The organism is Paenibacillus sp. FSL H3-0302, assembly GCF_037982245.1.
GTDB lineage: Bacteria > Bacillota > Bacilli > Paenibacillales > Paenibacillaceae > Paenibacillus_AQ > Paenibacillus_AQ odorifer.
In genome coordinates this window covers 5,555,191-5,577,895 of record NZ_CP150284.1, presented here as the reverse complement: position 1 = coordinate 5,577,895, position 22,705 = coordinate 5,555,191, and the positions used below count along the sequence as shown (strand labels likewise).

The following is a 22,705-nucleotide window of genomic DNA, read 5'->3' as shown; positions in this document are numbered from 1 at the left end:
TATGAAAGTTAATATTGCCGAATTTATTATCAGTGCCGTTGGCCCTGATCAGTACCCTGATGATTCCTTGCCAGAGGTTGCTCTGGCAGGGCGTTCCAATGTGGGGAAGTCTTCCCTCATTAACCGAATGATTAACCGTAAGAATCTGGCTCGGACAAGCTCCACGCCTGGTAAGACACAACACATGAACTATTACCGTATCAATGAAGACAGCATGTATTTTGTTGACTTTCCAGGTTACGGGTATGCCAAAGTCTCCAAGACACAACGCGCGGTGTGGGGTAAAATGGTTGAGAAATACCTCTCTGAGCGCGATACGTTGAAGCTTGTTCTGCTTATTGTGGACCTGCGGCATTCGCCTACCAGCAATGATAAGATGATGTTCGACTGGTTGAAGCATTATGATCTTCCTATGTGTGTTGTAGCGACCAAAGCGGATAAAATTCCGAAGACACGCTGGCAAAAGCATATCAAGACCATGAAGCAGGAGCTGGGCGTGCTGCCAGGGGATAATTTTATTCCATTCTCCTCGGAAATTGGTCTCGGCAAAGACGAGCTTTGGGGCTTAATCGATGGGTATATTCGCCCTTCTGAGAATGAATCTCCGGATTCAGAGGATGCTGAAATGATAGCAAATGAATCTCAGCAAGAGGAGTCAACCGAAGCGTAAGATATGAACTCATTTACAATCAAGCAACCATTCCTGGTGGGAATGGTTGTATTTTTTTGTTGATAAAACTAAAATTTCTATGGAAAAGGACCGATAGATAACATATGATAGATATTCACTGCCACATCTTACCCTTTTTGGATGACGGAGCCTCTGATTGGGAAGCTGCTCTTGCCATGGCGCAAGACGCCCACAGAGAAGGGATTACTTCAGTCATCGCCACGCCACATCATGCCAACGGTCAATATATGAATAATGCCCCCAAGATTAAAGAAGCTGTGGAGATGATGAATGAGAGACTTCGTCAGGCTGGTAATCCACTGCTTGTTCTTCCAGGTCAAGAGATCCGTATCTACGGTGATCTGCTGAATGATCTGGAGCGGGGGGAACTGCTGAGTCTTGCAGATTCGCGGTATATTTTACTGGAAATGCCTTCTTCACGAGTACCACGTAACATGGAAGAAATCTGCCACGAGCTGATCATTCAAGGGTTCGTTCCGGTCATCGCCCATCCGGAGCGCAATGCTGAAATAGCTGCTGATCCTTCTAAACTAGAGAGATTGATAGAGCTAGGATCACTTGGGCAGGTAACCGCACAGAGTCTTGCAGGCGTTTTCGGAAATAAGCTACAGAAATTGTCGCTGGAGCTATGCCGTAGAAATACAGTACATGTGTTGGCCTCTGATGCACATGACAGTGTTCATCGTCCTTTTGGATTAAACGCTGCTTATGTGGTTATGGAGAAAGAATTAGGCCCTGAGATGCGTGACTATGTTCGCGGCAATGCTCAGCAAATTATGACCAATGGCGAGGTTATTCATGGAAAACACGTACAAACAAGGGGAAACCGACAAAAATTGTTTGGATTTTTTTTCCGAAAGGGCTGACTAATCTACCTAATAGTGGTAGAATGGGTTTTATTGGGTGATTTAATGCTATACGTAATAGCGTAGCATTTGGGCGAATTTTTCTAGGTCTATGGTAGTACAGTATTTTAATACATAAGAAGAGGTGGATATTTAGTGACTTTGAAAAAGAAACTAGTAGTATCAACATTAGCAGCAAGTATGGTAGCAGCATCCGTTGCGGGTCTTCCGTTGGGAAGCCTTGGAGCAGTAGGCACAGCATCTGCGGCTACAGTTAGTAGCAGTGCAGCAGTTAAGGATAAGGTTCTTGCTGTTTACAAACAATTGACCGCAACAGATGCAGTTTATCTCTACAATTTGAAGACTGAGGTTGCAGCACTGAGTGAGAAAGAATTTACAGAAATTTTTGCTCCAGTACTGAACAAGCTTTCACTGGATGGAGAAGAAACAAAAACATCACTTAAATTGTTCCAAAGCGTTACTAGTGTAGTCTACGATGTCTATGGAAATGACTTCTCCGGAATCCAAGTGATCCGTAACGATGACAAAAACATTGCTTTGGTAAGCAAAATTGCAGCTAAAGCGGGTGTGTCTGGACTTACTGTTGATAGTGTTGCTGAATTTTTGAGCAGTATTGAAACAGAACTTCGTGATCTGGTAAGCAGCAAGTCAACTTCAGATTTGTTGGCAATTCTCACATCCGAATCCGGTTACGATACTTTGTTGGATGAAGCTATTGCAAAAGTATTGAGCCATACAACAGGAACAGGAGCACTCACAGTAAGTCAAGCGTTGGACAAGCTTGGAGTTACTGCTAGTGATGTGAAAGAAACACTGAAAAACCTGAACAATAATATTAAATCCGCAAAACCTGCGGCGAAATCACTTGCATTTGCTTATATTAAAGCCTACGGATTAGGCGATAATGGCAACGGTAATGGCAACGGCAACGGTAATGGTAGTAGTGGAAGCGGAAATGGAAGTGTTACAACGCCTGTAGCTCCTGTTCAAACTCCAGGAATCTATGACGTATCTAAGCTCGTAAGCATTGTTGACGGTAAAGCAACCTTGAAATTGGTTGATGCTGATGTAATTAAGGAATTTGATAAACTGGTTGCAGCGAACCCTGGTAAAACTGGTCTTACTTTGACCCTGAATCTGGGAACAGTAAACGCTACTACAGTTGAAGTTCCACTTTCCCAAGCCATTATTGAAGCTGCAAAAGCTAAAGGTATTGCGAATATCGCCGTTACTTTCAACGGTGTAACTGTAACGATTCCTGTAAGCCAATTCAGCACAGCGATTTCATTGACAGTAACTACAGCTAAACCAGAAGTTGTAACTTCCGTTACCAAGCTGAAATTGGCTTCGGATGTGTACGAATTCACACTTAGTGTGAACGGTGTAGTACAAAGCACATTTAAACAACCAATTACTATCAAATTGCCACTTAAGAATACTGATGGTCTTGATAAAGAATTGCTTTCCGTTGGTAAGCTTGTATACGGCGACCTGCAATTCCAAGGTGGAGTTCTTGATGGAGATTTCATCGTAGAACCACGTGATACATTCTCTTCTTACGCAGTACTTGAGAATAAAGTCTCCTTTAATGATATTTCTGCTGTACAAGCATGGGCTGGTAGACAAATTCAAGTCGTAGCTGCTAAAGGTGCGATTGAAGGAGTCGGAGCAGGTAAATTTGCACCGAAGAGCAACGTAACTCGTGCTGAGTTCTCCAAAATGTTGATTCGTGCGCTTAACCTGGAAAACAACTCTGCTGTACAAAGCTTTAGCGATGTAAGTTCAACTGCTTGGTATGCACCATATGTAGCAGTTGCAGCAGAAAAAGGGATTATCACTGGACGCAGTGCGGCCAAATTTGATCCTAATGCAACTATTACACGTGCAGAAATGGCAACAATGATCTCCCGTGCGTTGAAATCTATCAATCCTGATGCAAAAACAGATTCTACTGCAATCAGTAAATTCTCTGATGCTGCTAAGATCAGCGCATCCCTAAGAGATGGCGTAGCGTTTGCAGCAAGCCACAACCTGGTTATCGGAAATGCTGGCAAGTTCAACCCGAACGATACAGCTACCCGTGCTGAAGCAGCAGTAATTATCTACCGTACTATTAACTTCAAGTAAATAAAACTCATAGTATACAGCCTCCTCTCATGTAGGTGAGAGGAGGCGATTTTTTTGCAAATAGGGAAGATTTGAACAGGCATCGAAATATTTCAGAAATAGCTTGGGGGTAATTTCACTTGTCATCACAAGAATTGGATCTTCGCGATTATTTTCAGATCGTCAGGAAGAGACTATGGCTCATTTTCAGCATAGTTGTATTGGTGTGCGGTATTGCTGGTGTATATAGTCTGTATATTAAAAACCCGGTATATGAGGCATCCACGAAGATTATCGTTAACCAAACACCGACGCAGTCAGCGGTGGGGCAGCTTGATTTAAACCAGATTAATACCAATATTCAATTAATTAATACGTATAAGGAAATTATTAAGACTCCGGCCATCCTTGATATTGTTACAAAGGATTATCCGCAATTCAATATTACTGCGGAAGAGCTATTAAAAAAGGTTAATGTGAGTTCCGTAAATAATACGCAGGTGATGACACTTGTCGTTCGAGATAATTCTTATCAGCGGGCTGCTGAAATCGTGAATGCCATTTCACTTGTGTTCAAGGAAGAAATTCCAAGTCTATTTAATGTGGAAAATGTATCGATTCTGAATGAAGCTAAAGTGAATCCAACTGTTGAACCACGGCCGGTAGAACCGAATGTTTTACTGAACATGGCTATTGCTTTTATCGTCTCTTTGATGATTGGCTTAGGGATTGCCTTCCTGCTGGAATATATGGATGACACCCTGAAGACAGAAGCTGATATTGAGAAGTATCTTGGTTTGCCTACCATAGCTATGATTACAAGATTGGGTCAAGATGAAAGCAAGCAAGGTGCCGCACAAACACAGAAACAATCATCCAGAAAGGCGGGGGACCTCGAACATGTCACAGCTTCCAAATAAACAACGCCATCTGATCACCGTTACGAACCCACGCTCTCCTGTCTCTGAAGCGTTTCGCGCATTGCGCACGAATATTGATTTTTCTTCTGTAGATCAGACTATTCAAGTGATTATGGTCACTTCCTCCGGGCCGGAAGAAGGTAAATCTACGGTATCTGCTAACCTGGCGGCAGCTTACGCACAAGCAGATAAAAGAGTATTGTTGATTGACGCCGATTTGCGGAAGCCAACGGCACATAAGACTTTTACACTAAGTAACCGTTTTGGTTTATCCTCTCTACTGTCTCAGCAGGCAGTTCTTGAGGACACTGTCCAAGATTCCGGTGTTAATAATCTTTCAATCATGACCTCTGGACCAATCCCGCCCAACCCGGCGGAAATGATGGCATCTAATCGGATGAGCACTCTTTTACAGGATTTGCGTCAGCGGTATGATGTCATTCTTATTGATACTCCACCATTATTAGCGGTTACGGATGCACAAATTGTGGCCTCGAAGAGTGATGGCGTTATTATGGTTGTCAGCTATGGTAAGGTGAAACGCGATATCGCAGTAAAAGCTAAAGCTAATCTTGATCGCGTTGGTGCAAAAATGCTTGGTGTTGTTCTCAATAATGTAAAACGTAAAGCTAGTGAAGGGTACTATTACTACTACTATGGAAATTGATTTATTCATAATTAAAAATGTTATTTTTGGAGGCACTGAAAATGACAGCGAAATCTAGAGTGGTTCTTTTATTCTTCATTGATCTTGCGATCATTTGGTTCAGTATTGTGACATCTTATTTGTTTCGGTACCCTAACCATGCTCTTCAGGAATACGTTGTACAGATGCTGCAATTTGGTTTGATTGCAACATTTGCATTCGGTGGAAGCCTGATATACTTCGGTCTTTACCGAAGAATGTGGCAATATGCCAGTATCGGTGAGATTATATCGGTTTCTAAAGCTATTGTAGTAGGGTCCTTATTTTCATTTGCACTGGCGTATCTAATTTTGCCGGATAGAGTACCTCTTGCCATAGAAGTTCGGTCGATGGAGACTATTCTTTTATTAGTAGGTGGAGTCCGATTTTTGTGGAGAGTACTTCATAATGATCGAATCAATTACAAAGACACTAAGACCCATACACTAATTGTAGGTGCTGGTGATTGTGGGATATTAATTGCTCGGGAAATGATGGGACCCTCTTTTGCGCATACCAAATTAGTCGGTTTCATTGATGATAATGCGAATAAATACCATATGTACATTATGGGTGTTCCTGTAATTGGAAATCGTTATGCAATCCCAGCTATTGTGAAAGAAAGAGAAATTCATGAGATAATCATCGCCATGCCCTCTGTTTCACGTACTGAGATTTCTGAAATTATTAATCTTGCCAAAAAGACTGGAGCAAAGCTGAAGATTATACCGGCTCTTAATGATCTGATCGCTGGAAAAATATCAGTTAAGAAACTTCGGGATGTTAGCGTAGAAGATTTATTAGGTCGTGAACCGATCGTAGCTGATTTGAACAGTATTTTAGGTTATGTACATCATAAGACGGTGCTAGTTACGGGGGCTGGGGGCTCTATTGGTTCAGAGTTATGCCGGCAGATTGCTCCTTTTGGTCCGGACAAGCTAATGTTACTTGGACACGGTGAGAACAGTATTTACACAATTGAAATGGAGCTTCGTAAGAGTTTTCCGGAGTTGAACATTGTAACCGTGATAGCAGATGTGCAGGATCGCAGTCGGATGATGGATGTATTCAGTGGCCATAGACCGCATGTGGTCTTTCACGCAGCAGCACATAAACACGTTCCTTTAATGGAGCGTAATCCTTCGGAAGCCATTAAAAATAATGTTTTTGGCACCAAAAATGTTGCGGATTGTGCAGATAAATATGGTGCCGAGAGATTCGTAATGATCTCTTCTGATAAGGCGGTTAACCCAACCAGTGTAATGGGTGCCACTAAACGGATTGCGGAAATGTATGTGCAGAGCCTGCACACCACAAGTCAAACAAAGTTCTCTGCTGTGCGTTTTGGGAATGTTCTTGGCAGTCGTGGTAGTGTGATTCCAGCCTTTAAGCAGCAAATCGCTGCCGGAGGGCCAGTGACTGTCACTCATCCAGAAATGGTGCGTTATTTCATGACGATTCCGGAAGCTGTTCAGCTTGTCATCCAATCTGGTTCTTTCGCCAAAGGCGGAGAAGTGTTCATTCTGGATATGGGAGAGCCGGTTAAGATTCTAACGTTGGCGGAAGACTTAATTACGCTCTCTGGATATGAACCCTATAAGGACATTGATATTCATTTCTCCGGTATTCGTGAGGGTGAGAAGTTATATGAAGAGTTGCTTACAGATGAAGAAAATCTAGGTTCTACAGATCATGGAAGAATTTTCATTGGTAGACCTAATGTAATAAGTCTAAATCAGTTAGAGCTGGAGTTTAAACGTTTGGAACGTGTTCTCGCTGAGGAACCAGAAATTATACGCGAAATAATCAATCAGATTGTACCGATGCAGCCCGTTGCCCAAGTCGCTATTAGCTAACTAATTCATAAAGGGGGATATATAAGTGTTCAACAAACGATGGAAAAAGATCCTTTTATGGACGCTGTCAGTTATTGTAGTATTGGGTGTTGGCGGTTTGTTCGCCGCGAATTATGCTGTCGATAAGCTGATGAATTCAATGGCAGATGGTTTTGATCTGGAGTCTGAGGATAATGTTGGTGGTCAAGATCAAGGAACGGCACCAACTGATACAGTTGATGATGGTAATGTCGAACCTGTAGAGTCTGCGGTACCTTCTACTCCACCAGTAAATGATGAGGAAAATAGTAATCAAAGCAGTGAAAATAAAGCTAAACCTAGTGGAGAAACAACAGCTTCTACTACTAGTGAACCGACCAAAGCTCCATCATCAGATCAAAAAGGTGGCTCTTCAGATGGTTACACAGCACAGGTCTCCACAGATAAAGCTAAGCAAATTCAAGAAAATGTAACGATTAAAGATAAAGCAGATGTGGCTTCTATTGTACTTGGTCAACTTAGCGTATCTGATATTAACCGCCTAAAAGAATTAGCCAAAGGTGGCTTAACCGTAGAAGAAAAGCGAGAAGCACGCAGTATCATTCTCGGTAAAGTATCTGATGAGCAATACAATGAGTTATCTCAAATTGCTAAAAAGTACGGAGTTAGTCAAGGAAAAACACGTGACCAAATTATTGCTGAAGAAGAACGACTAAAAGCGAAAGAAAAGGGAAGTGAATAAATATGTCTAAAGCAACACTATCAGTCGTGGCTTTATCATTAATTGCTTCAATTGGTTTAGCACCCTTAACAGCATCCGCACCTATATCAGTATCAGCAGCGGCAGTACCAAGTGCAACGCCTAAGGCTGCAACTAATACGATTAAAGTGCAAAGTATGAACGTGAATTTGATTTTTGACGGCGTGAGTATTCAGCCACCCGCAGGCCAGTATGTATTCATGTACAACAATACAACGTATGTTCCATTGCGCTTTATGTCATATGCTTTACAGAAGAGTGTAGCTTGGGATGCTAAAAACGTTAAAGTTACAGTTGCAGAGCCTAGCAGCTCAGAGCTAGTTGTGATTAAAGAATACCTAATGAATGCAACGAACGGGAAAAGTACTTCAGCAGCAGCGAAGAATATTGCCCTCAATCAAGTTAAGGCAAGTTATGTATTTAACGGTGCAACCAAGGCTTTGCCTACAGGCCAATCTAGCTTTATACTGAATGGTTCCTTATATGTACCCCTACGTTTTTTATCGGAATCTGTAGGTCATAACATTAGCTGGGATCAGAAGACGAAGACCATTACTGCAGTTTCCAAGGGTTATCAGGAACAAACCACTAATGGATCGACAAACAATGACAATGGCAAGGATCCATCTCCAGTAGCGACACCAGCGCCAACGGATACAACAGGTGCACAAGGTGGTACAGGTGCAACAGGTGGTGGTTCTGCAGGAACTGGAAAGGTTTCATATGAAACTATCACTAGTGACACAGAAGCTAAGCTTACGGCGCTTAAAAATCAGAGTCAATCGACATTAATGAGTATTGGGTTTGAGTATCTTGGAGCGACAGATGAAGCGAGTAAGAAAAGCATTAAAGAAAAAGGGTTGCAACAGCTGGCCTCATTTACCGCTAGCTTCAATAGTATAGTTGCTGACACTGAACAAAAACTGAACAGCAATGGCTATAGTACGGAGATTATTAGTCAATATAAAAGTGAATTTGAGGCACAGCTTCAGGCGGGTAAAGATATAGCTGAGAAGATGGCGAATTAAGAGAGTAGTAAGAAGATCATCTCTATGCTCATTTGGCATAGAGATGATCTACATATATGGAGAAATAGTAACTAAAAGGATCAGGTGAACTTATGAGACCTTATGTTTACACGAAACAAACCATAGATTTTCTATTAGCTTTAATTGGGATGCTAGTGTTATGGCCAGTCTTTTTAATCATTGCGATCGCAATTAAGACAACTTCCAAAGGCCCTATATTATTTAAACAAAAACGTTTAGGTAAAAATAAATCGGAATTCTACATACTAAAATTTAGAACAATGCGTACAGACACACCACAAGACATGCCGACGCATCTACTGGAAGATCCTGATTTCTTCATTACTAAAGTAGGTAAGTTCCTAAGAAAAACAAGCTTGGATGAATTACCTCAGATTATCAATATCCTAAAAGGTGAAATGAGTATCGTGGGACCTCGTCCTGCATTATGGAATCAATATGATTTAATTGCTGAACGTGATAAATATGGAGCTAATGATATCAAACCTGGGTTGACTGGATGGGCTCAGATTAATGGTAGAGATGAGTTACCTATTGAGAAGAAGGCGAGTCTGGATGGGGAATATATTGCAAGCCTTTCTTTTAAGTTTGATATAAAGGTTTTTTTTATGACTATCCTAAGTGTTCTGAAATCTGATGGTGTAAAAGAAGGAACAACAAAACAGGAAGTGTCTTCTACTAAAGGAGTAACTTTATAAAATGAGTAAACGAAAGATATTAATTACTGGTAAAGGTAGTTATGTGGGTACAAATTTTATAAAGTGGCTGGAACAATGGCCAGATCAATACGAAGTTGTGGAGCTATCGGTTAGAGGCACGGAATGGAAGGAACATGATTTTTCAATTTATGATGTAGTACTCCATGTTGCTGGAATTGCTCATGTATCTACGGACCCAAGTATGGAGCAGCAATATTATAAAGTTAACCGCGATTTGGCGATAGAAGTTGCGGAAAAGGCAAAAGAAGAACACGTTAAGCAGTTTATTTTCACAAGTAGTATTATCGTCTATGGTGATAGTAGCCATATCAATAAGAAAAGAATCATAGATAATAATACGAAACCTCAGCCATCGAATTTTTATGGTAATAGTAAGCTCCAGGCAGAGGAAGGTATTTCTCTCCTAGAGAGTGATGATTTCAAGGTGGTTATAATTAGACCACCTATGATTTATGGTAAGGGCTCTAAAGGGAATTATCCGAAATTGGCAAGCTATGCACGTAAATTACCAATATTTCCTGACATCGACAATGAAAGAAGTATGCTTCATATAGATAATCTTTGTGAATTTATTCGATTAATGATAGACAATAATGAAAATGGAGTGTACTTTCCGCAAAATAATGAATATGTAAAAACGACTGAAATGGTTAGATTGATCTCAGAGATTCATCAGAAGAATGTAAAACTCACAAGAGTTTTTAATCCATTAATTAAATTTATGGGGAATTTTGTAGGTACAGTAAATAAAGCATTCGGTAATTTAGTTTATGAGCAAGGTATGAGTGAATATAAAGAAAATTATAGAGTTTGGGACCTGCAAGATTCAATTGGTGTGACCGAGAAGTAAAAGAAAGGTTAGGTAATAGAATTGAAAAAAGTTTTAATATTAGCTTCAGTTGCTTCAATGATTGATCAATTTAATATGATGAATATTGATATATTAATAAAAATGGGTTATGAAGTTCATGTAGCTGCGAATTTCAAACAGGGTAGTACAAGTTCAAAAAAAAGAGTAGAAGAGTTCGAAAAAGAATTGAAAATAATGAAAATACCTTTTTTTCATGTGGATTTTTCAAGGAAGTTAATTGATTTTAAGGCAAATACTAAAGCATTTATCCAAGTTAAGAATTTGATGGTTAAAAATAAATATGAATTTGTTCATTGTCATTCACCGATAGGTGGAGTCTGTGGAAGACTTGCTGGCTATAAAACTAAAACACGGGTCATATACACAGCACATGGCTTTCATTTTTTCAAAGGAGCACCCATGAAAAACTGGAGTCTCTATTATCCAATTGAAAAGTGGTTGGCAAGATTTACAGACATATTAATTACTATTAATAAAGAAGATTATAGTATAGCTAAGAAATCATTTAAGGCGAAAAAAATTGAATATGTCCCTGGTATAGGAGTTGATACTAGTAAAGTTATACCTTATCTAGAAAAAGATAAGAAAAAATCTGAATTGAAAATTACAAAAGATACAATAATAATATTGTCAGTTGGAGAATTAAGCAAAAGGAAAAATCATGAAGTTATTATTAAAGCGTTAGCAAAAATAAAGCATTTAAATATTTCATATTTAATATGCGGCTATGGAGATTTAGATGGATACCTAAAAAAATTATCAAATGATCTAGGAGTTTATGATAAGGTTGAATTTCTGGGGTTTAGGAAAGATATAGCTGAAATTTGTTTAGCCGCAGATTTATTTGTTTTTCCATCGAAACAAGAAGGATTACCAGTTGCTATGATGGAAGCTATGTTGGCAGGATTGCCAGTTGTTTGTTCAAAGATTAGAGGAAATACTGATTTAATTGAGGATGGAAGAAATGGCTATTTAGTAGAAGTGGATGATATAGATGGATATAAAGATTGTATGAATAAATTAATTGGAAATGATGAATTACGTCGAGAGATGGGGTTACATAATAGTATTGATATCGCTAAATATGATAAAGAGGTTGTGAATAAGAAAATGAAGAAGATATATTCTGAAATGATTTGAATTACAATATCTTCTAAATACCCATTGCTAATTTACAAAATATCATCCTAAAAATATTAGAATTGTATTGTTTTTGTAGGAGGGGAATCATGAAATACGTTGCAACGATTATTTTTTATAATCCTGATGAAAGTGCAATTAAAAGGGTAGAAACATATTGCAATAATTTTCAGGAAGTTTTAGTAATTGATAATTCGGAAGAATCAAATTTAGAAACGGCATTAAAATTAAAAAAATATCGAAACTGTGTATATCATAAAATGAATGGTAATTCGGGAATGTCTGAAGCTTTGAATTATGCTTTTTATTTCGCAATTGACAAAAAATATGATTTTATCTTAACAATGGATCAGGATAGTATATATAATGATAAGAATATTTATAACATGAAAGAATATATTGAAAATAATTATGATGAAAATATAGGTATATATTCTCCTAATTATTCGAAATTGTACTACAACAAAAAGAGGAAAAAATTTATTGAAGCAAAACCAGTTCTGAGAGAAAATGAAGAAAAATATGTTGATTTTTGTATGACTTCAGGAAGTTTTATCAATGTAAAAGCCTTGAGTAAAATTTTACCGCTAGATGATTATTTTATTGCTTATGTAGATAACTTTTTATCACAAAAATTATTAGAAGAAAAATATAAACTGTTAAGGTTGGGGAATTCCTACTTTGCTCAGCAAGTTGGAGCAATAGTTAACGATAATTTGTATAATAGAATATTTAGGGTACTCCATCATTCTGATGTTAGATATTATTATATGGTGAGAAATAATTTATTTTTACAATCCCAATTTAAGCATAACTACAAACTTAGAATTAAAAATATTATTGGCTTAACTCGAATAATACTTAACATTTTTTTGTGTGAAAAAAACAAACTAAAGAAGCTGAAAGCCAGCAAATCAGGATATAAAGATTTTAAGCGTGGTATAAAGGGGAAAGTACCCGATAAAAGTGTTGTATGGTAAATAGCATCTCTATTCATCAAGAAGGAGTTGGTTGAACTGTATAAAAATGTTTTAGCTGGGGTTGTTTTATATAACCCTGACCTTGAAAAATTAGAGAAGAATGTATTATCAATATATGGACAGGTGAATGAAATAATACTAATTGACAATTGTTCCGTAAATAAACAGGATATTAAAGGTTTTATATTGAGAATTAAAAGAGAAAAAAATCTGGATATTAAATTAATTGTTAATGATCAGAACAAAGGAATAGCATATGCTCTTAATCAAATTTTGGATTTTGCGACACAAAATCACTACAAATGGTATTTAACTTTAGATCAAGATACTGAATGCCCCGATGATTTAATTAGCCAAATGTTAAATTACTATAATGAATGTGATATAAAGGAGAAATTAGCTATTATTGCACCGAAGTTTGTGGATATAAACAATATTAAAGTAAAATCTCCTGGAGGGAAAATTGAGAATGGTACAAGAGTACTAACTTCAATAACATCAGGATCTTTAAACAATGTTGATATAGCCAATAAAATAGGTGGTTATAAAAGTGAGCTGTTTATTGACCATGTGGATCATGAATTTTGTCTGAGACTTAATAAATGTGGATACAATGTTGTGCAACTAGATTGTGTTGAAATAAGACATGAAATTGGAAATATCAATAGGCATAGGTTCTTATGGACAACTGTAGCTACATCCAACCATTCGTATATTCGAAGATATTATTATTATAGAAATAGTCTGTATATTTTTAAAAAATATTTTATTTTTTTTCCTAAATGGACCCTTAAGATATTACTTCACGACATTATTAATATAGTTAAAATTTCCTTATATGAAAACGATAAATTAAGAAAATTAAAATTTGCATTTAAGGGTCTTTATGATGGCATGGCTAACAATTATAATGAAATGTCGAATTATAACGGTGAAGTGAAATGACAATATTAGGATCGCAATTTTTTTATTTTTTAGTTATTATCGTTTCAAGTGTGTTGGCTTATATTTCTCAAATTAGTAGAAAAGAAAAAATAAAAGATAGGGTTGAATATAATAGATTTTTTATGCTATTGTCCTTTCTTATTTTGACTTTTCCTGTTGCATTTAGATATAGAACTGGTGCTGATTATGATACTTATCGATATATTTATCAGGTGATAGCTGAAAATGGTATTAATGATATAAGGGTTCAAACTGTAGAAATAATTTTCAAAGTACTTAATTATTTATGTTACATTTTTTTTGGTAATGCCCAATCAATATTTGTGATAATGGCGATACTAACCAATTATTTTATCTATAAAGGATTGTTATATGAGTCTAAAAAAATAAACTTAGGTATAGCTATATTCACCTATGGATTTACTTTGTATTTCTTTACTTTCAGTATTATGAGAAATATGTTAGGAATATCAATAATCTTCTATAGTTTAAGATTCATTTTTGAAAAAAAATTATTAAAATACATAATCACAGTTTTAGTAGCAACTTTAATACACAATTCTTTAATAGCTTTTCTATTGTTAAGTGTTTTTTTTGTGGAAAAGTTAAAGAAACGCATGTTATACATTAGTGCTTTTTTAGCAATATTAATGCCTTTTAGCCTTAATATATTCGATTTATTTATCCGTTATATATTAACAAATTATAGAAGATTCGAAATATATGATGGAATTATTTATAATGATACAAATGGAATTATATATTTATTAGTATGTTCCGTACCTATTATTCCGTTTAGTCTTGCATTGAAAAAAATGAAAAAAAATAATGAACATATAGATATATATATGGCTTTGTACATTTTAAGTATCGGTTTATTGAGTTTATCTAGTATTATTCCACTAATAAGCAGGTTTGTATATGCATTATGGATTTCTCAATTAATTTTATTCTCTAGTTTCAGTGGCACTTTTCAAAAGCGTGAGATGCGTTTCTTTGTGAATTTAGGTATTTTTATATATGGTAGTATACTGATAGTTTTTTATTTGAATTTAGATTATTATTTTTTGTTACCTTATAATATAGCTTTTAATAATAATTATTGATCCATTCATATTTCCATAATTAATAAATATATTGATAAAGTTACAAGCTTTTATGCGGTTTTAGTTAAATAATTGACATTATTATTACTTATTTCAATTATTACTTATTTCATATTTAATATAAATGAATCGATGGTGATTACAAGGATGAGACTAGCTTATATGACTCCAATTAATAAGAATTTAGTAGGTATTTGGAAAAAAATAAATATGCAAATTGACTATTTTGAAAATCAAAATATTTCTGTCAAAATAATTGATACTAATAATAATGATAGATGGGGTTTTCTAGATAGTATATTAAGAAAGTTTCCCTTTACTGGTTTGCATAAATGGCATATCGATGAAAAAATGATAAATGAAGTAGAGTTTATATATATTAGATATCAAAATAGCGATTTTCAATTTATAAAAATGTTGAAAAATATTAAAAACAGTAATCCGGATATTAAAATAATTATAGAAATACCAACATATCCTTATGATAATGAAGTGAAATTATCCTTGAAAAATTTGACTATCTTATCAAAGGACCGATGGAATCGGAGGAAATTACACAAATTTGTAGATAAAATACTCACTTTTTCTAATGATGAAATGATATTTAATATACCTACATTAAAATTATCGAATGCTGTCAATACAAATATAATAACTATGAAAAAAGTAGCAACTGCAACTGAAAATATCAATGTAATTGCAGTAGCCAATTATGTGTTTTGGCACGGATATGATAGGTTTTTGGAGGGAATGTATAAATACTATAAAAGTAATAATCCTAGCGTTAAAATAAATCTATATTTAGTTGGAGAAGGCGATGAGTTAAAAAGATACAAAACATTGGTTGATCAATATAATTTGAACGATTATGTTGAATTTTGTGGAAGAAAAGAAGGGATAGAATTAGACGAGATATATGATAAATGTGAGATTGGATTAGATGCAATGGGGAGACATAGATCTAAGGTTTATTACAATAGTTCATTAAAAGGTAAAGAGTATGGTGCCAAGGGACTTCCTATAATATCAGGAGTTGAAACTGAACTTGATGCAGATCCAACATATAAATATTATATGCGTGTAACTGCAGACGATTCTCCTATTGATATGATTGAAGTTTTAGAATTTTATAATCAAGTTTATGATTCTGGGGAAAGCAAAGAAAAAATCAGTCTTAATATTAACAATTATACTAAAAAAAATTTTGATGTCTCAGTTACATGGAAGAAAGTTGTGAATTATATAAAGGAATGAAGAAAATAAATAGGATATTGAGCGCTATGTAAATAAAACTATTTATAGTTTGATGACTAATCCCTTTTCTCCGTTAATTATGATGAATGTAAAAGTATTAAAAAAATATGAATATTGATAGGTTTAGGTACGAATATGCAAAAAAAATCATTAGTGAGGAATTTTATATATAATTTAATATATACTGGGTTGAATTTGTTATTTCCACTTATTACTGCACCATATGTTTCCAGAGTATTGGGTGCAACTAATTTAGGTAAAGTTAATTTTGCATCTACAGTTGTAAATTGGTTTGTTTTATTTGCTGCATTTGGTGTTACTACCTATGGGGTTAGAGAAGTTGCGAAAATTAAAAAAAAAGGCAAAGATCTAGATAAACTTTTCTCAGAAATATTTATTATTAATGGTGTATTGTCTATTATTGTTACTATAATTTATTTATATGTAATTTTTAATGTGAAAGAATTTAATTCAGAGTTTTCTTTGTTCTTAATAATGTCACTGAGTATTATTTTAAATATGTTCTCTATCGATTGGTTTTATCAAGGAATTGAAGAATATCGTTATATTACAATTCGAAGTACAGTTTTTAAGGTGATTTCTTTAATTTGTATTTTCCTTTTTGTAAAAGAAGAAGGCCACTATGTCATCTTTGGCTTAATAAGTATATTATCAACTAGTTTGAGTGGAATTTTAAATTTTATTTATAGTAGGAAGTTTGTAAAGATACAACTTAGAAATACGAATTTCACTAAACATTTTAAACCATTAAGTATTTTTTTTGTACATACTTTTATAGTTAACATCTATACAAATTTAGACCAAGTACTTTTAGGCTTCTTAGTTAATTCGAAGTCTGTGGCTTTTATGAATAGAAGTAATGTTGTAATAAATATGGCTATTTCAGTATCTACATCTATATCTAATGTGACTTTGCCACGTGCCTCCTATTACAGAGAAAATAATAATGAAAAATTCAGAAATCTGTTAAGTCAAGTGCCAAACTATATCTTATGGATTACTATTCCAATTACAGTTGGATGCATGTGTTATGCTTCTAATATTATGTATATATTAGGTGGTAAGGAATTCTTAGAGACTACAGTTTTATTGCAAATTATGTCTATTATGATAATATTCTCTCCTTTATCTACATTTCTGCAGTATCAGGTTCTGGTTGCATCAGGAAAAGAAAAGCTCGGTTTATATTGTGCAGTAACTACAAGTTTATTAAGCTTAGGGCTCAATATTATATTAATACCTGTAATAGGCCTTATAGGGGCGGGGATTGTAAGAGTGGTGTCTGAATTTTTTGCAGTCGGTTTGCGTTACTATATAGCCAAGAAAAAACTAAACTATATAGAAGTGGAATTTATTAATAAATCTACAGTGACCTACTTGTTAGCCGCATTAATAATGGGTGGTGTTGGTTTGTTAGTTCAGATTACTATACCTGATTTATTACTTTCATTTTTAGTTGGCATAGTGTTAGGGGGAGTTATTTATCTAGCTGTTCTTGTGATTATGCGAGAGCAAATTACTATGTTTATCATAGATAAGGCGAAAAAGATGATTTTTAAACGTTGACCACAAAATCTTAAGACAGAGTAAATTCGTTTGTTTTCTGAATTAAAGAGTAATTTTGATCTGAATTTTGAGGTAAAAGAGCATTCTGTCAAGAAAAAACGGAAATGATGAACAATAGCTTTTGCCCATTATTTTGAATTTGATGATATAAACTTTTTTTCTTAAACCTTTAGTATTGTCTGTGTGAAAAGCAAATATAATTTTTTGATATTTTCGGAGGGATTTTAATATGAAAATTGCAATAGTAGGGACGGGTTATGTAGGATTATCAAATGCAATTTTGTTAGCACAGCATAATGAAGTTAGTGCTTTGGATATTATTCCAGAAAAAGTAAACATGATAAATAATAAAAAGTCCCCTATTTTAGATAAAGAAATTGAAGAATATCTGGCAACTAAGGAATTAAATTTAACTGCAACAACTGATAATTATGAAGCCTACAAAGATGCGGAATATGTCATTATCGCTACACCAACCAATTATGATTCAGAGAAAAACTATTTTGATACAAGTACTGTTGAAACTGTAATTGAAAATATAATATCTATAAATCCTAAAGCTGTGATTGTTATAAAGTCAACAGTACCAGTGGGTTATACAATGAAAGTGAGAGAAATGTTTGAAACGGAAAATATTATCTTTTCTCCAGAATTTTTAAGAGAAGGTAAAGCTTTATTCGATAATTTGTATCCACATCGTATTATAATTGGGGAGCAATCTGAAAGAGCAAAGCAGTTTACTGATTTATTAGTTCAGGGTGCTCTTAAGGAGGATATTCCGGTTTTGTTTACTGATTCAACAGAGGCAGAAGCAATAAAGTTGTTCGCTAATACATTTCTTGCTCTAAGAGTTTCATATTTTAACGAACTTGATACATATGCGGAAATAAGAGGATTAGACACAAAAAAAATTGTCGAAGGTGTATGTCTAGATCCTAGGATAGGAAGTCATTATAATAACCCGTCATTTGGATATGGTGGATACTGTTTGCCTAAAGACACTAAGCAATTACTTGCTAATTATGCAGATGTGCCTCAAAATATAATGTCAGCAATTGTTGAGGCAAATAGAACGAGAAAAAATCACATCGCAGAAATGGTATTAAAAAGACAGCCGAGGATAGTAGGGATTTATAGATTAACAATGAAAATGAATTCAGATAACTATAGGCATTCATCAATTCAAGGTGTTATGAAGCGTATTAAATCAAAAGGTATTGAAGTGGTAGTCTATGAGCCAGCTCTTGATACGGATGAATTTTTTAACTCTAGAGTAATAAGAGATATAAATGAGTTTAAGGAAATATCAGATATAATAGTAGCAAATAGACTATCGGATGACATTAGAGATGTTGAACAAAAGATATATACAAGAGATCTATTTAGCACAGATTAAGTGAAGGGAATATCTCTACCAATTCTATAACGATTAATTATGAAAATGAAATTTAGTTCCTAAATAATCTGTATTTACTAAGTGGAAAATTTAATTATTGTGATAATTGCTTTTAGGAAGCTCAAGTATGATTTGACCCTCTCTTATAAGAGAACTTTATAAATGAAGTTTTACCAATCGTATTCTTGAATACTGATAGGTTACTGGATTTTCTATAACAAGACAATGTAGAAAAAATCATGATTAAAGGAGAAAATTACAATGAAAGGCATTATCCTAGCAGGCGGTAGCGGTACGCGCCTATACCCATTAACAATGGTCACAAGTAAGCAGCTTTTACCCATTTACGACAAACCAATGATCTATTATCCACTATCCACATTAATGCTAGCGGGTATTAAAGAGATTCTTATTATTTCCACTCCAGAGGACACGCCTAGGTTCGAGAGCTTATTAGGTGACGGTTCCCAATTTGGTATCTCTCTACAATACAAAGTTCAACCAAGTCCTGATGGTTTAGCGCAGGCTTTTATTTTGGGGGAATCTTTTATAGGTGATGATTCAGTTGCCATGATCCTTGGAGATAATATCTACTATGGCAATGGAATGCGGAAAATGTTGCAACGTGCTTCTTCTAAACAACAAGGAGCAACGGTATTCGGATATCATGTACAAGATCCAGAGCGCTTCGGTGTGGTAGAGTTTAATGCAGAAGGCAAAGTATTAAGCGTGGAAGAAAAACCAACTCAACCAAAATCTAACTATGCAATTACTGGTCTATATTTTTATGATAACAGAGTTATTGAGATTGCTAAGAATGTTGAGGTCTCTTCACGTGGGGAATTGGAGATTACCTCCATTAATGAAGCTTACTTAAATCTTGGTGAGCTTGATGTGGAACTTCTAGGTCGGGGATTCACCTGGTTAGATACAGGAACTCATCAAAGTCTTGTTGACGCAACTAACTTTGTACGGACTATTGAAGATCATCAAGGAATCAAGATCGCGGCTCCGGAGGAAATTGCATATATTAATGGATGGATTACTAAAGAACACTTGTGGAAATGCGGGGAGAAGTTGAGTAAGACAGGGTATGGTCAGTATTTGATGAAAGTAGCAACAGGTAAAATACAATACTAATAACTGAAAGTGTGGCAGAGATGAAAATTACAGAAACCTTTTTGCAAGGCGTATTAGTCGTTGAACCAGCTGTTTTTGGGGATCACCGCGGTTGGTTTATGGAGACGTATAGCGGAGCTAAGTTTAAAGAGCATGGAATAGATATGGAGTTTGTACAAGATAACCAATCTTACTCTGCAACTAAAGGAACATTACGTGGTTTGCATTTTCAATTACATCCCAAGGCACAGACGAAGCTGGTTCGGTGTACACGTGGTGCTATTTTTGATGTAGCCGTAGATATCAGAAAAGGTAGTCCTACCTATAGTAAATGGTTCGGCATTGAACTGAATGCTGAGAACAAGAAGCAACTGCTGATCCCAAAAGGATTTGCACATGGATTCATGACACTAACAGAAGACGTAGAGGTTCAGTATAAGTGCGATGAGCTTTATGCCCCGGAATGTGATGGGGGTATTTTGTGGAATGATCCTTCTATTGGCATCGAATGGCCTCTTCATATTACACCGGTATTATCTGCCAAAGATGAGAAGGCGCCTTTATTAAAAGAGGCTAATTTGAATTTTTTTTACAATAACTAATAAAGCTAATAGATCGGGAGTGCGTTCATTGAGTAAGCAAAAGATGCTGGTTACGGGTGGTGCCGGATTTATTGGAGGCAACTTCGTACAGTATATGGTAGATAAATATCCGCATTATGATATTGTGAATTTGGATTTGCTAACTTATGCGGGTGATCTAACGAAACATAAGGATATTGAGTCCAAATCCAATTATCGGTTTGTTCAAGCTGACATTGCTGACCGAGAGGCAATATTGTCTCTTTTTGAGTTGGAAAAATTCGATTATGTTGTTCATTTCGCTGCGGAGAGTCATGTGGATCGCTCAATTACTGATCCTGCGATATTCGTTCGTACGAATGTTATGGGGACACAGGTACTACTGGATGCAGCTAAAAAATTCGGCATTACTAAATTCCTCCATGTCTCTACGGATGAAGTGTATGGCGAACTCGATTTTGATACTACTGTATTTTTTACCGAAGAAACACCTTTGCAGCCTAACAGTCCTTATAGTGCTAGTAAAACAGCGTCTGATTTGCTAGTCCGTGCGTATTATGAGACCTTTGGTTTACCAATGAACATAACACGCTGCTCGAATAATTACGGTCCCTATCATTTTCCTGAAAAACTGATTCCACTGACCATCTCAAGAGTATTAAATGAAGAGAAGGTTCCTGTATACGGAGACGGGAAAAATATTCGCGACTGGCTCCATGTCTGGGATCACTGTGCGGCCATTGACCTTGTTATGCACGAAGGAGTAAGTGGTGAAGTTTATAATGTAGGTGGTCATAATGAGAGAACTAATCTTGAAGTAGTTAAGACGATTATCAGTACCTTGGGGAAATCTGAAGATTTGATTGAATTTGTAACAGATAGATTAGGACATGATAAACGCTACGCCATTGATCCAACGAAACTTGAGAATTTAGGTTGGAGGCCAACTTATACTTTTGAGACCGGAATTGCGCAGACGATCCAATGGTATATTGATAATGCTGAATGGTGGCAACAAATCCTTAGTAACGAATCGCATAAGTGATTTATGAATGATTTATCTGTTAAGAAAAGAAAAGGTAATTTAATGAATAGAAGATTTGTCCTTTTTGTATGCTTACTATTGTTGATTACTGGTTTCTTCAGTGCAGGCCGCTTCTTAGCTCTAACTGAATCTCCCAAACAATCAGATGTGATCATCGTCCTAAGCGGAGGTCAAGGTCGTGTGGAAAAGGCAGCTGAGTTATATAAAGCAGGCTATGCTCCTTATATAATTCTTTCCAATGCTAAAGAGTCTACAAGTAAGTCGGGTGACATGGTCCAAAATGCCCTAGCCTTAGGCATACCCCAGGATGTTATTTATACTGAGAACGCGGCAAAAAGCACTCATCAGAATGCCGAGTACACTCTTCCTATAATGAAGGAATACGGTTTTAAATCTGCGATTGTTGTTTCCTCTGACTTTCACATGCGGAGGGTGAAATTTCTTTTTGGTCGTGTGTATAAAAAATCGGAGATTGAGCTGACGTATGTGGGTTCTGCATCAGGATATAACGCTAAACGCTGGTGGAGTGACCGAAAGAGTAGAGAAACAACGTTCAACGAGTATGTAAAAATGATCGGCAACACCTTTGGTTACAATGGTCCGGAGGCAAAAAGTACTCTTGATCACATTAAGAACTGGTTTCGCTAATCTGCTGTAGAATGTTCACTATAATCCGACAAAAACAGTTTTTTTCTTATCTTGGCTTAAGGCGCATTACGACAAACAATATTGTTTAATAGTTTTATACTTATAACTATATCAATATTATTCTCGTGGGAGAGACGCCAAATGCCTAATTACTATTTTAAAGAAATATGGACGCCTTTAAAATTAGTGAATATTCGTTTTTATCTAGATGATGAAAATCGTATTTGGGTTAAAGTTTGGTCTAAGCATCGGCGACTTCTGAACTACATTCGTTAAAGGCGAAATGAGCAACGGATATGCTAACGTCATGCCTATTGGGAAAACCTTCTCTTTTGGCTCACCAGTTATCTTCACATTTTGTAAAAAGTGTGGAGAAGTAGCGTCGATAAAAGTTAAGAAACC

Annotated in this window: 21 protein-coding genes; all 21 read left to right on the top strand. The window is 35.7% G+C overall.

What is annotated here, in order from left to right; translation table 11 throughout:
• The first annotated feature begins 1 nt into the window (after window position 1).
• The 21 genes from yihA to MHH50_RS24800 all read left to right on the top strand — a co-directional run bounded on the left by yihA (window position 2) and on the right by MHH50_RS24800 (window position 22,303).
• Window positions 2-670, top strand: a complete 669-nt coding sequence (yihA, locus tag MHH50_RS24900) for a ribosome biogenesis GTP-binding protein YihA/YsxC (RefSeq protein ID WP_036685063.1) — start codon at window positions 2-4, stop codon at window positions 668-670.
• Between the two features lie 104 nt (window positions 671-774).
• Window positions 775-1,557: a CpsB/CapC family capsule biosynthesis tyrosine phosphatase gene (locus MHH50_RS24895; protein WP_340033568.1), complete on the top strand. Its 783-nt coding sequence runs from the start codon at window positions 775-777 to the stop codon at window positions 1,555-1,557.
• A 135-nt stretch (window positions 1,558-1,692) separates the two neighbouring features.
• Complete coding sequence (locus MHH50_RS24890) at window positions 1,693-3,684, top strand: S-layer homology domain-containing protein (protein ID WP_340033567.1); 1,992 nt, start codon at window positions 1,693-1,695, stop codon at window positions 3,682-3,684.
• A 119-nt stretch (window positions 3,685-3,803) separates the two neighbouring features.
• The gene (locus MHH50_RS24885) at window positions 3,804-4,583 is read left to right on the top strand and encodes a Wzz/FepE/Etk N-terminal domain-containing protein (protein ID WP_036685072.1); all 780 of its coding nucleotides are present in this window, start codon (window positions 3,804-3,806) and stop codon (window positions 4,581-4,583) included.
• Complete coding sequence (locus MHH50_RS24880) at window positions 4,564-5,250, top strand: CpsD/CapB family tyrosine-protein kinase (RefSeq protein WP_036685074.1); 687 nt, start codon at window positions 4,564-4,566, stop codon at window positions 5,248-5,250. The genes MHH50_RS24885 and MHH50_RS24880 overlap by 20 nt, the downstream gene beginning before the upstream one ends.
• Window positions 5,251-5,291: 41 nt before the next feature.
• Complete coding sequence (locus MHH50_RS24875; protein WP_076281886.1) at window positions 5,292-7,124, top strand: nucleoside-diphosphate sugar epimerase/dehydratase; 1,833 nt, start codon at window positions 5,292-5,294, stop codon at window positions 7,122-7,124.
• A gap of 25 nt (window positions 7,125-7,149) precedes the next feature.
• Window positions 7,150-7,845 (top strand): hypothetical protein, encoded by a 696-nt coding sequence (locus tag MHH50_RS24870; protein WP_340033566.1) that lies wholly within the window; start codon window positions 7,150-7,152, stop codon window positions 7,843-7,845.
• 2 nt (window positions 7,846-7,847) lie between these two features.
• Window positions 7,848-8,891: a copper amine oxidase N-terminal domain-containing protein gene (locus MHH50_RS24865; RefSeq protein WP_076220409.1), complete on the top strand. Its 1,044-nt coding sequence runs from the start codon at window positions 7,848-7,850 to the stop codon at window positions 8,889-8,891.
• Window positions 8,892-8,983: 92 nt separating this feature from the next.
• The gene (locus tag MHH50_RS24860; RefSeq protein ID WP_076220410.1) at window positions 8,984-9,610 is read left to right on the top strand and encodes a sugar transferase; all 627 of its coding nucleotides are present in this window, start codon (window positions 8,984-8,986) and stop codon (window positions 9,608-9,610) included.
• A gap of 1 nt (window position 9,611) precedes the next feature.
• Complete coding sequence (locus tag MHH50_RS24855; RefSeq protein ID WP_076220411.1) at window positions 9,612-10,481, top strand: NAD-dependent epimerase/dehydratase family protein; 870 nt, start codon at window positions 9,612-9,614, stop codon at window positions 10,479-10,481.
• 21 nt (window positions 10,482-10,502) lie between these two features.
• The gene (locus tag MHH50_RS24850; protein ID WP_340033565.1) at window positions 10,503-11,642 is read left to right on the top strand and encodes a glycosyltransferase family 4 protein; all 1,140 of its coding nucleotides are present in this window, start codon (window positions 10,503-10,505) and stop codon (window positions 11,640-11,642) included.
• An 89-nt stretch (window positions 11,643-11,731) separates the two neighbouring features.
• Window positions 11,732-12,622, top strand: coding sequence for a glycosyltransferase (locus MHH50_RS24845; RefSeq protein WP_340033564.1), 891 nt, complete (start codon window positions 11,732-11,734; stop codon window positions 12,620-12,622).
• 27 nt (window positions 12,623-12,649) lie between these two features.
• Window positions 12,650-13,567: a glycosyltransferase gene (locus MHH50_RS24840; protein ID WP_340033563.1), complete on the top strand. Its 918-nt coding sequence runs from the start codon at window positions 12,650-12,652 to the stop codon at window positions 13,565-13,567.
• A complete protein-coding gene (locus tag MHH50_RS24835; protein ID WP_340033562.1) occupies window positions 13,564-14,673 on the top strand; it encodes an EpsG family protein in 1,110 nt (369 codons plus the stop codon). Before MHH50_RS24840 ends, MHH50_RS24835 begins: the two co-directional genes overlap by 4 nt.
• A gap of 162 nt (window positions 14,674-14,835) precedes the next feature.
• Window positions 14,836-15,927, top strand: a complete 1,092-nt coding sequence (locus tag MHH50_RS24830; RefSeq protein ID WP_340033561.1) for a glycosyltransferase — start codon at window positions 14,836-14,838, stop codon at window positions 15,925-15,927.
• Window positions 15,928-16,062: 135 nt separating this feature from the next.
• On the top strand, window positions 16,063-17,514 hold the full coding sequence (locus tag MHH50_RS24825) for a flippase (protein ID WP_340033560.1): 1,452 nt from the start codon (window positions 16,063-16,065) through the stop codon (window positions 17,512-17,514).
• Between the two features lie 229 nt (window positions 17,515-17,743).
• Window positions 17,744-18,910 carry a nucleotide sugar dehydrogenase gene (locus tag MHH50_RS24820; RefSeq protein WP_076310632.1) on the top strand — a complete coding sequence of 389 codons (1,167 nt, stop codon included), beginning with the start codon at window positions 17,744-17,746 and terminating at the stop codon, window positions 18,908-18,910.
• Between the two features lie 261 nt (window positions 18,911-19,171).
• Window positions 19,172-20,050 (top strand): glucose-1-phosphate thymidylyltransferase RfbA, encoded by an 879-nt coding sequence (gene rfbA, locus MHH50_RS24815; protein ID WP_076220850.1) that lies wholly within the window; start codon window positions 19,172-19,174, stop codon window positions 20,048-20,050.
• A 20-nt stretch (window positions 20,051-20,070) separates the two neighbouring features.
• Window positions 20,071-20,631: a dTDP-4-dehydrorhamnose 3,5-epimerase gene (gene rfbC / locus MHH50_RS24810; RefSeq protein ID WP_076310631.1), complete on the top strand. Its 561-nt coding sequence runs from the start codon at window positions 20,071-20,073 to the stop codon at window positions 20,629-20,631.
• A gap of 28 nt (window positions 20,632-20,659) precedes the next feature.
• Window positions 20,660-21,655, top strand: coding sequence for a dTDP-glucose 4,6-dehydratase (gene rfbB, locus MHH50_RS24805; protein ID WP_076310630.1), 996 nt, complete (start codon window positions 20,660-20,662; stop codon window positions 21,653-21,655).
• 3 nt (window positions 21,656-21,658) lie between these two features.
• Window positions 21,659-22,303: a YdcF family protein gene (locus tag MHH50_RS24800; RefSeq protein WP_076310629.1), complete on the top strand. Its 645-nt coding sequence runs from the start codon at window positions 21,659-21,661 to the stop codon at window positions 22,301-22,303.
• Window positions 22,304-22,705: the final 402 nt, after the last annotated feature.

Bases quoted from the DNA above. Each gene is read 5' to 3' on its own strand.
- MHH50_RS24825 (WP_340033560.1), top strand. From the start codon at position 16,063: ATGCAAAAAAAATCATTAGTGAGGAATTTTATATATAATTTAATATAT.
- MHH50_RS24855 (WP_076220411.1), top strand. From the start codon at position 9,612: ATGAGTAAACGAAAGATATTAATTACTGGTAAAGGTAGTTATGTGGGT.
- MHH50_RS24835 (WP_340033562.1), top strand. From the start codon at position 13,564: ATGACAATATTAGGATCGCAATTTTTTTATTTTTTAGTTATTATCGTT.
- MHH50_RS24860 (WP_076220410.1), top strand. From the start codon at position 8,984: ATGAGACCTTATGTTTACACGAAACAAACCATAGATTTTCTATTAGCT.
- MHH50_RS24880 (WP_036685074.1), top strand. From the start codon at position 4,564: ATGTCACAGCTTCCAAATAAACAACGCCATCTGATCACCGTTACGAAC.
- yihA (WP_036685063.1), top strand. From the start codon at position 2: ATGAAAGTTAATATTGCCGAATTTATTATCAGTGCCGTTGGCCCTGAT.
- MHH50_RS24895 (WP_340033568.1), top strand. From the start codon at position 775: ATGATAGATATTCACTGCCACATCTTACCCTTTTTGGATGACGGAGCC.
- MHH50_RS24830 (WP_340033561.1), top strand. From the start codon at position 14,836: ATGACTCCAATTAATAAGAATTTAGTAGGTATTTGGAAAAAAATAAAT.
- MHH50_RS24820 (WP_076310632.1), top strand. From the start codon at position 17,744: ATGAAAATTGCAATAGTAGGGACGGGTTATGTAGGATTATCAAATGCA.
- MHH50_RS24865 (WP_076220409.1), top strand. From the start codon at position 7,848: ATGTCTAAAGCAACACTATCAGTCGTGGCTTTATCATTAATTGCTTCA.
- rfbA (WP_076220850.1), top strand. From the start codon at position 19,172: ATGAAAGGCATTATCCTAGCAGGCGGTAGCGGTACGCGCCTATACCCA.
- MHH50_RS24800 (WP_076310629.1), top strand. From the start codon at position 21,659: ATGAATGATTTATCTGTTAAGAAAAGAAAAGGTAATTTAATGAATAGA.
- MHH50_RS24845 (WP_340033564.1), top strand. From the start codon at position 11,732: ATGAAATACGTTGCAACGATTATTTTTTATAATCCTGATGAAAGTGCA.
- rfbC (WP_076310631.1), top strand. From the start codon at position 20,071: ATGAAAATTACAGAAACCTTTTTGCAAGGCGTATTAGTCGTTGAACCA.
- MHH50_RS24875 (WP_076281886.1), top strand. From the start codon at position 5,292: ATGACAGCGAAATCTAGAGTGGTTCTTTTATTCTTCATTGATCTTGCG.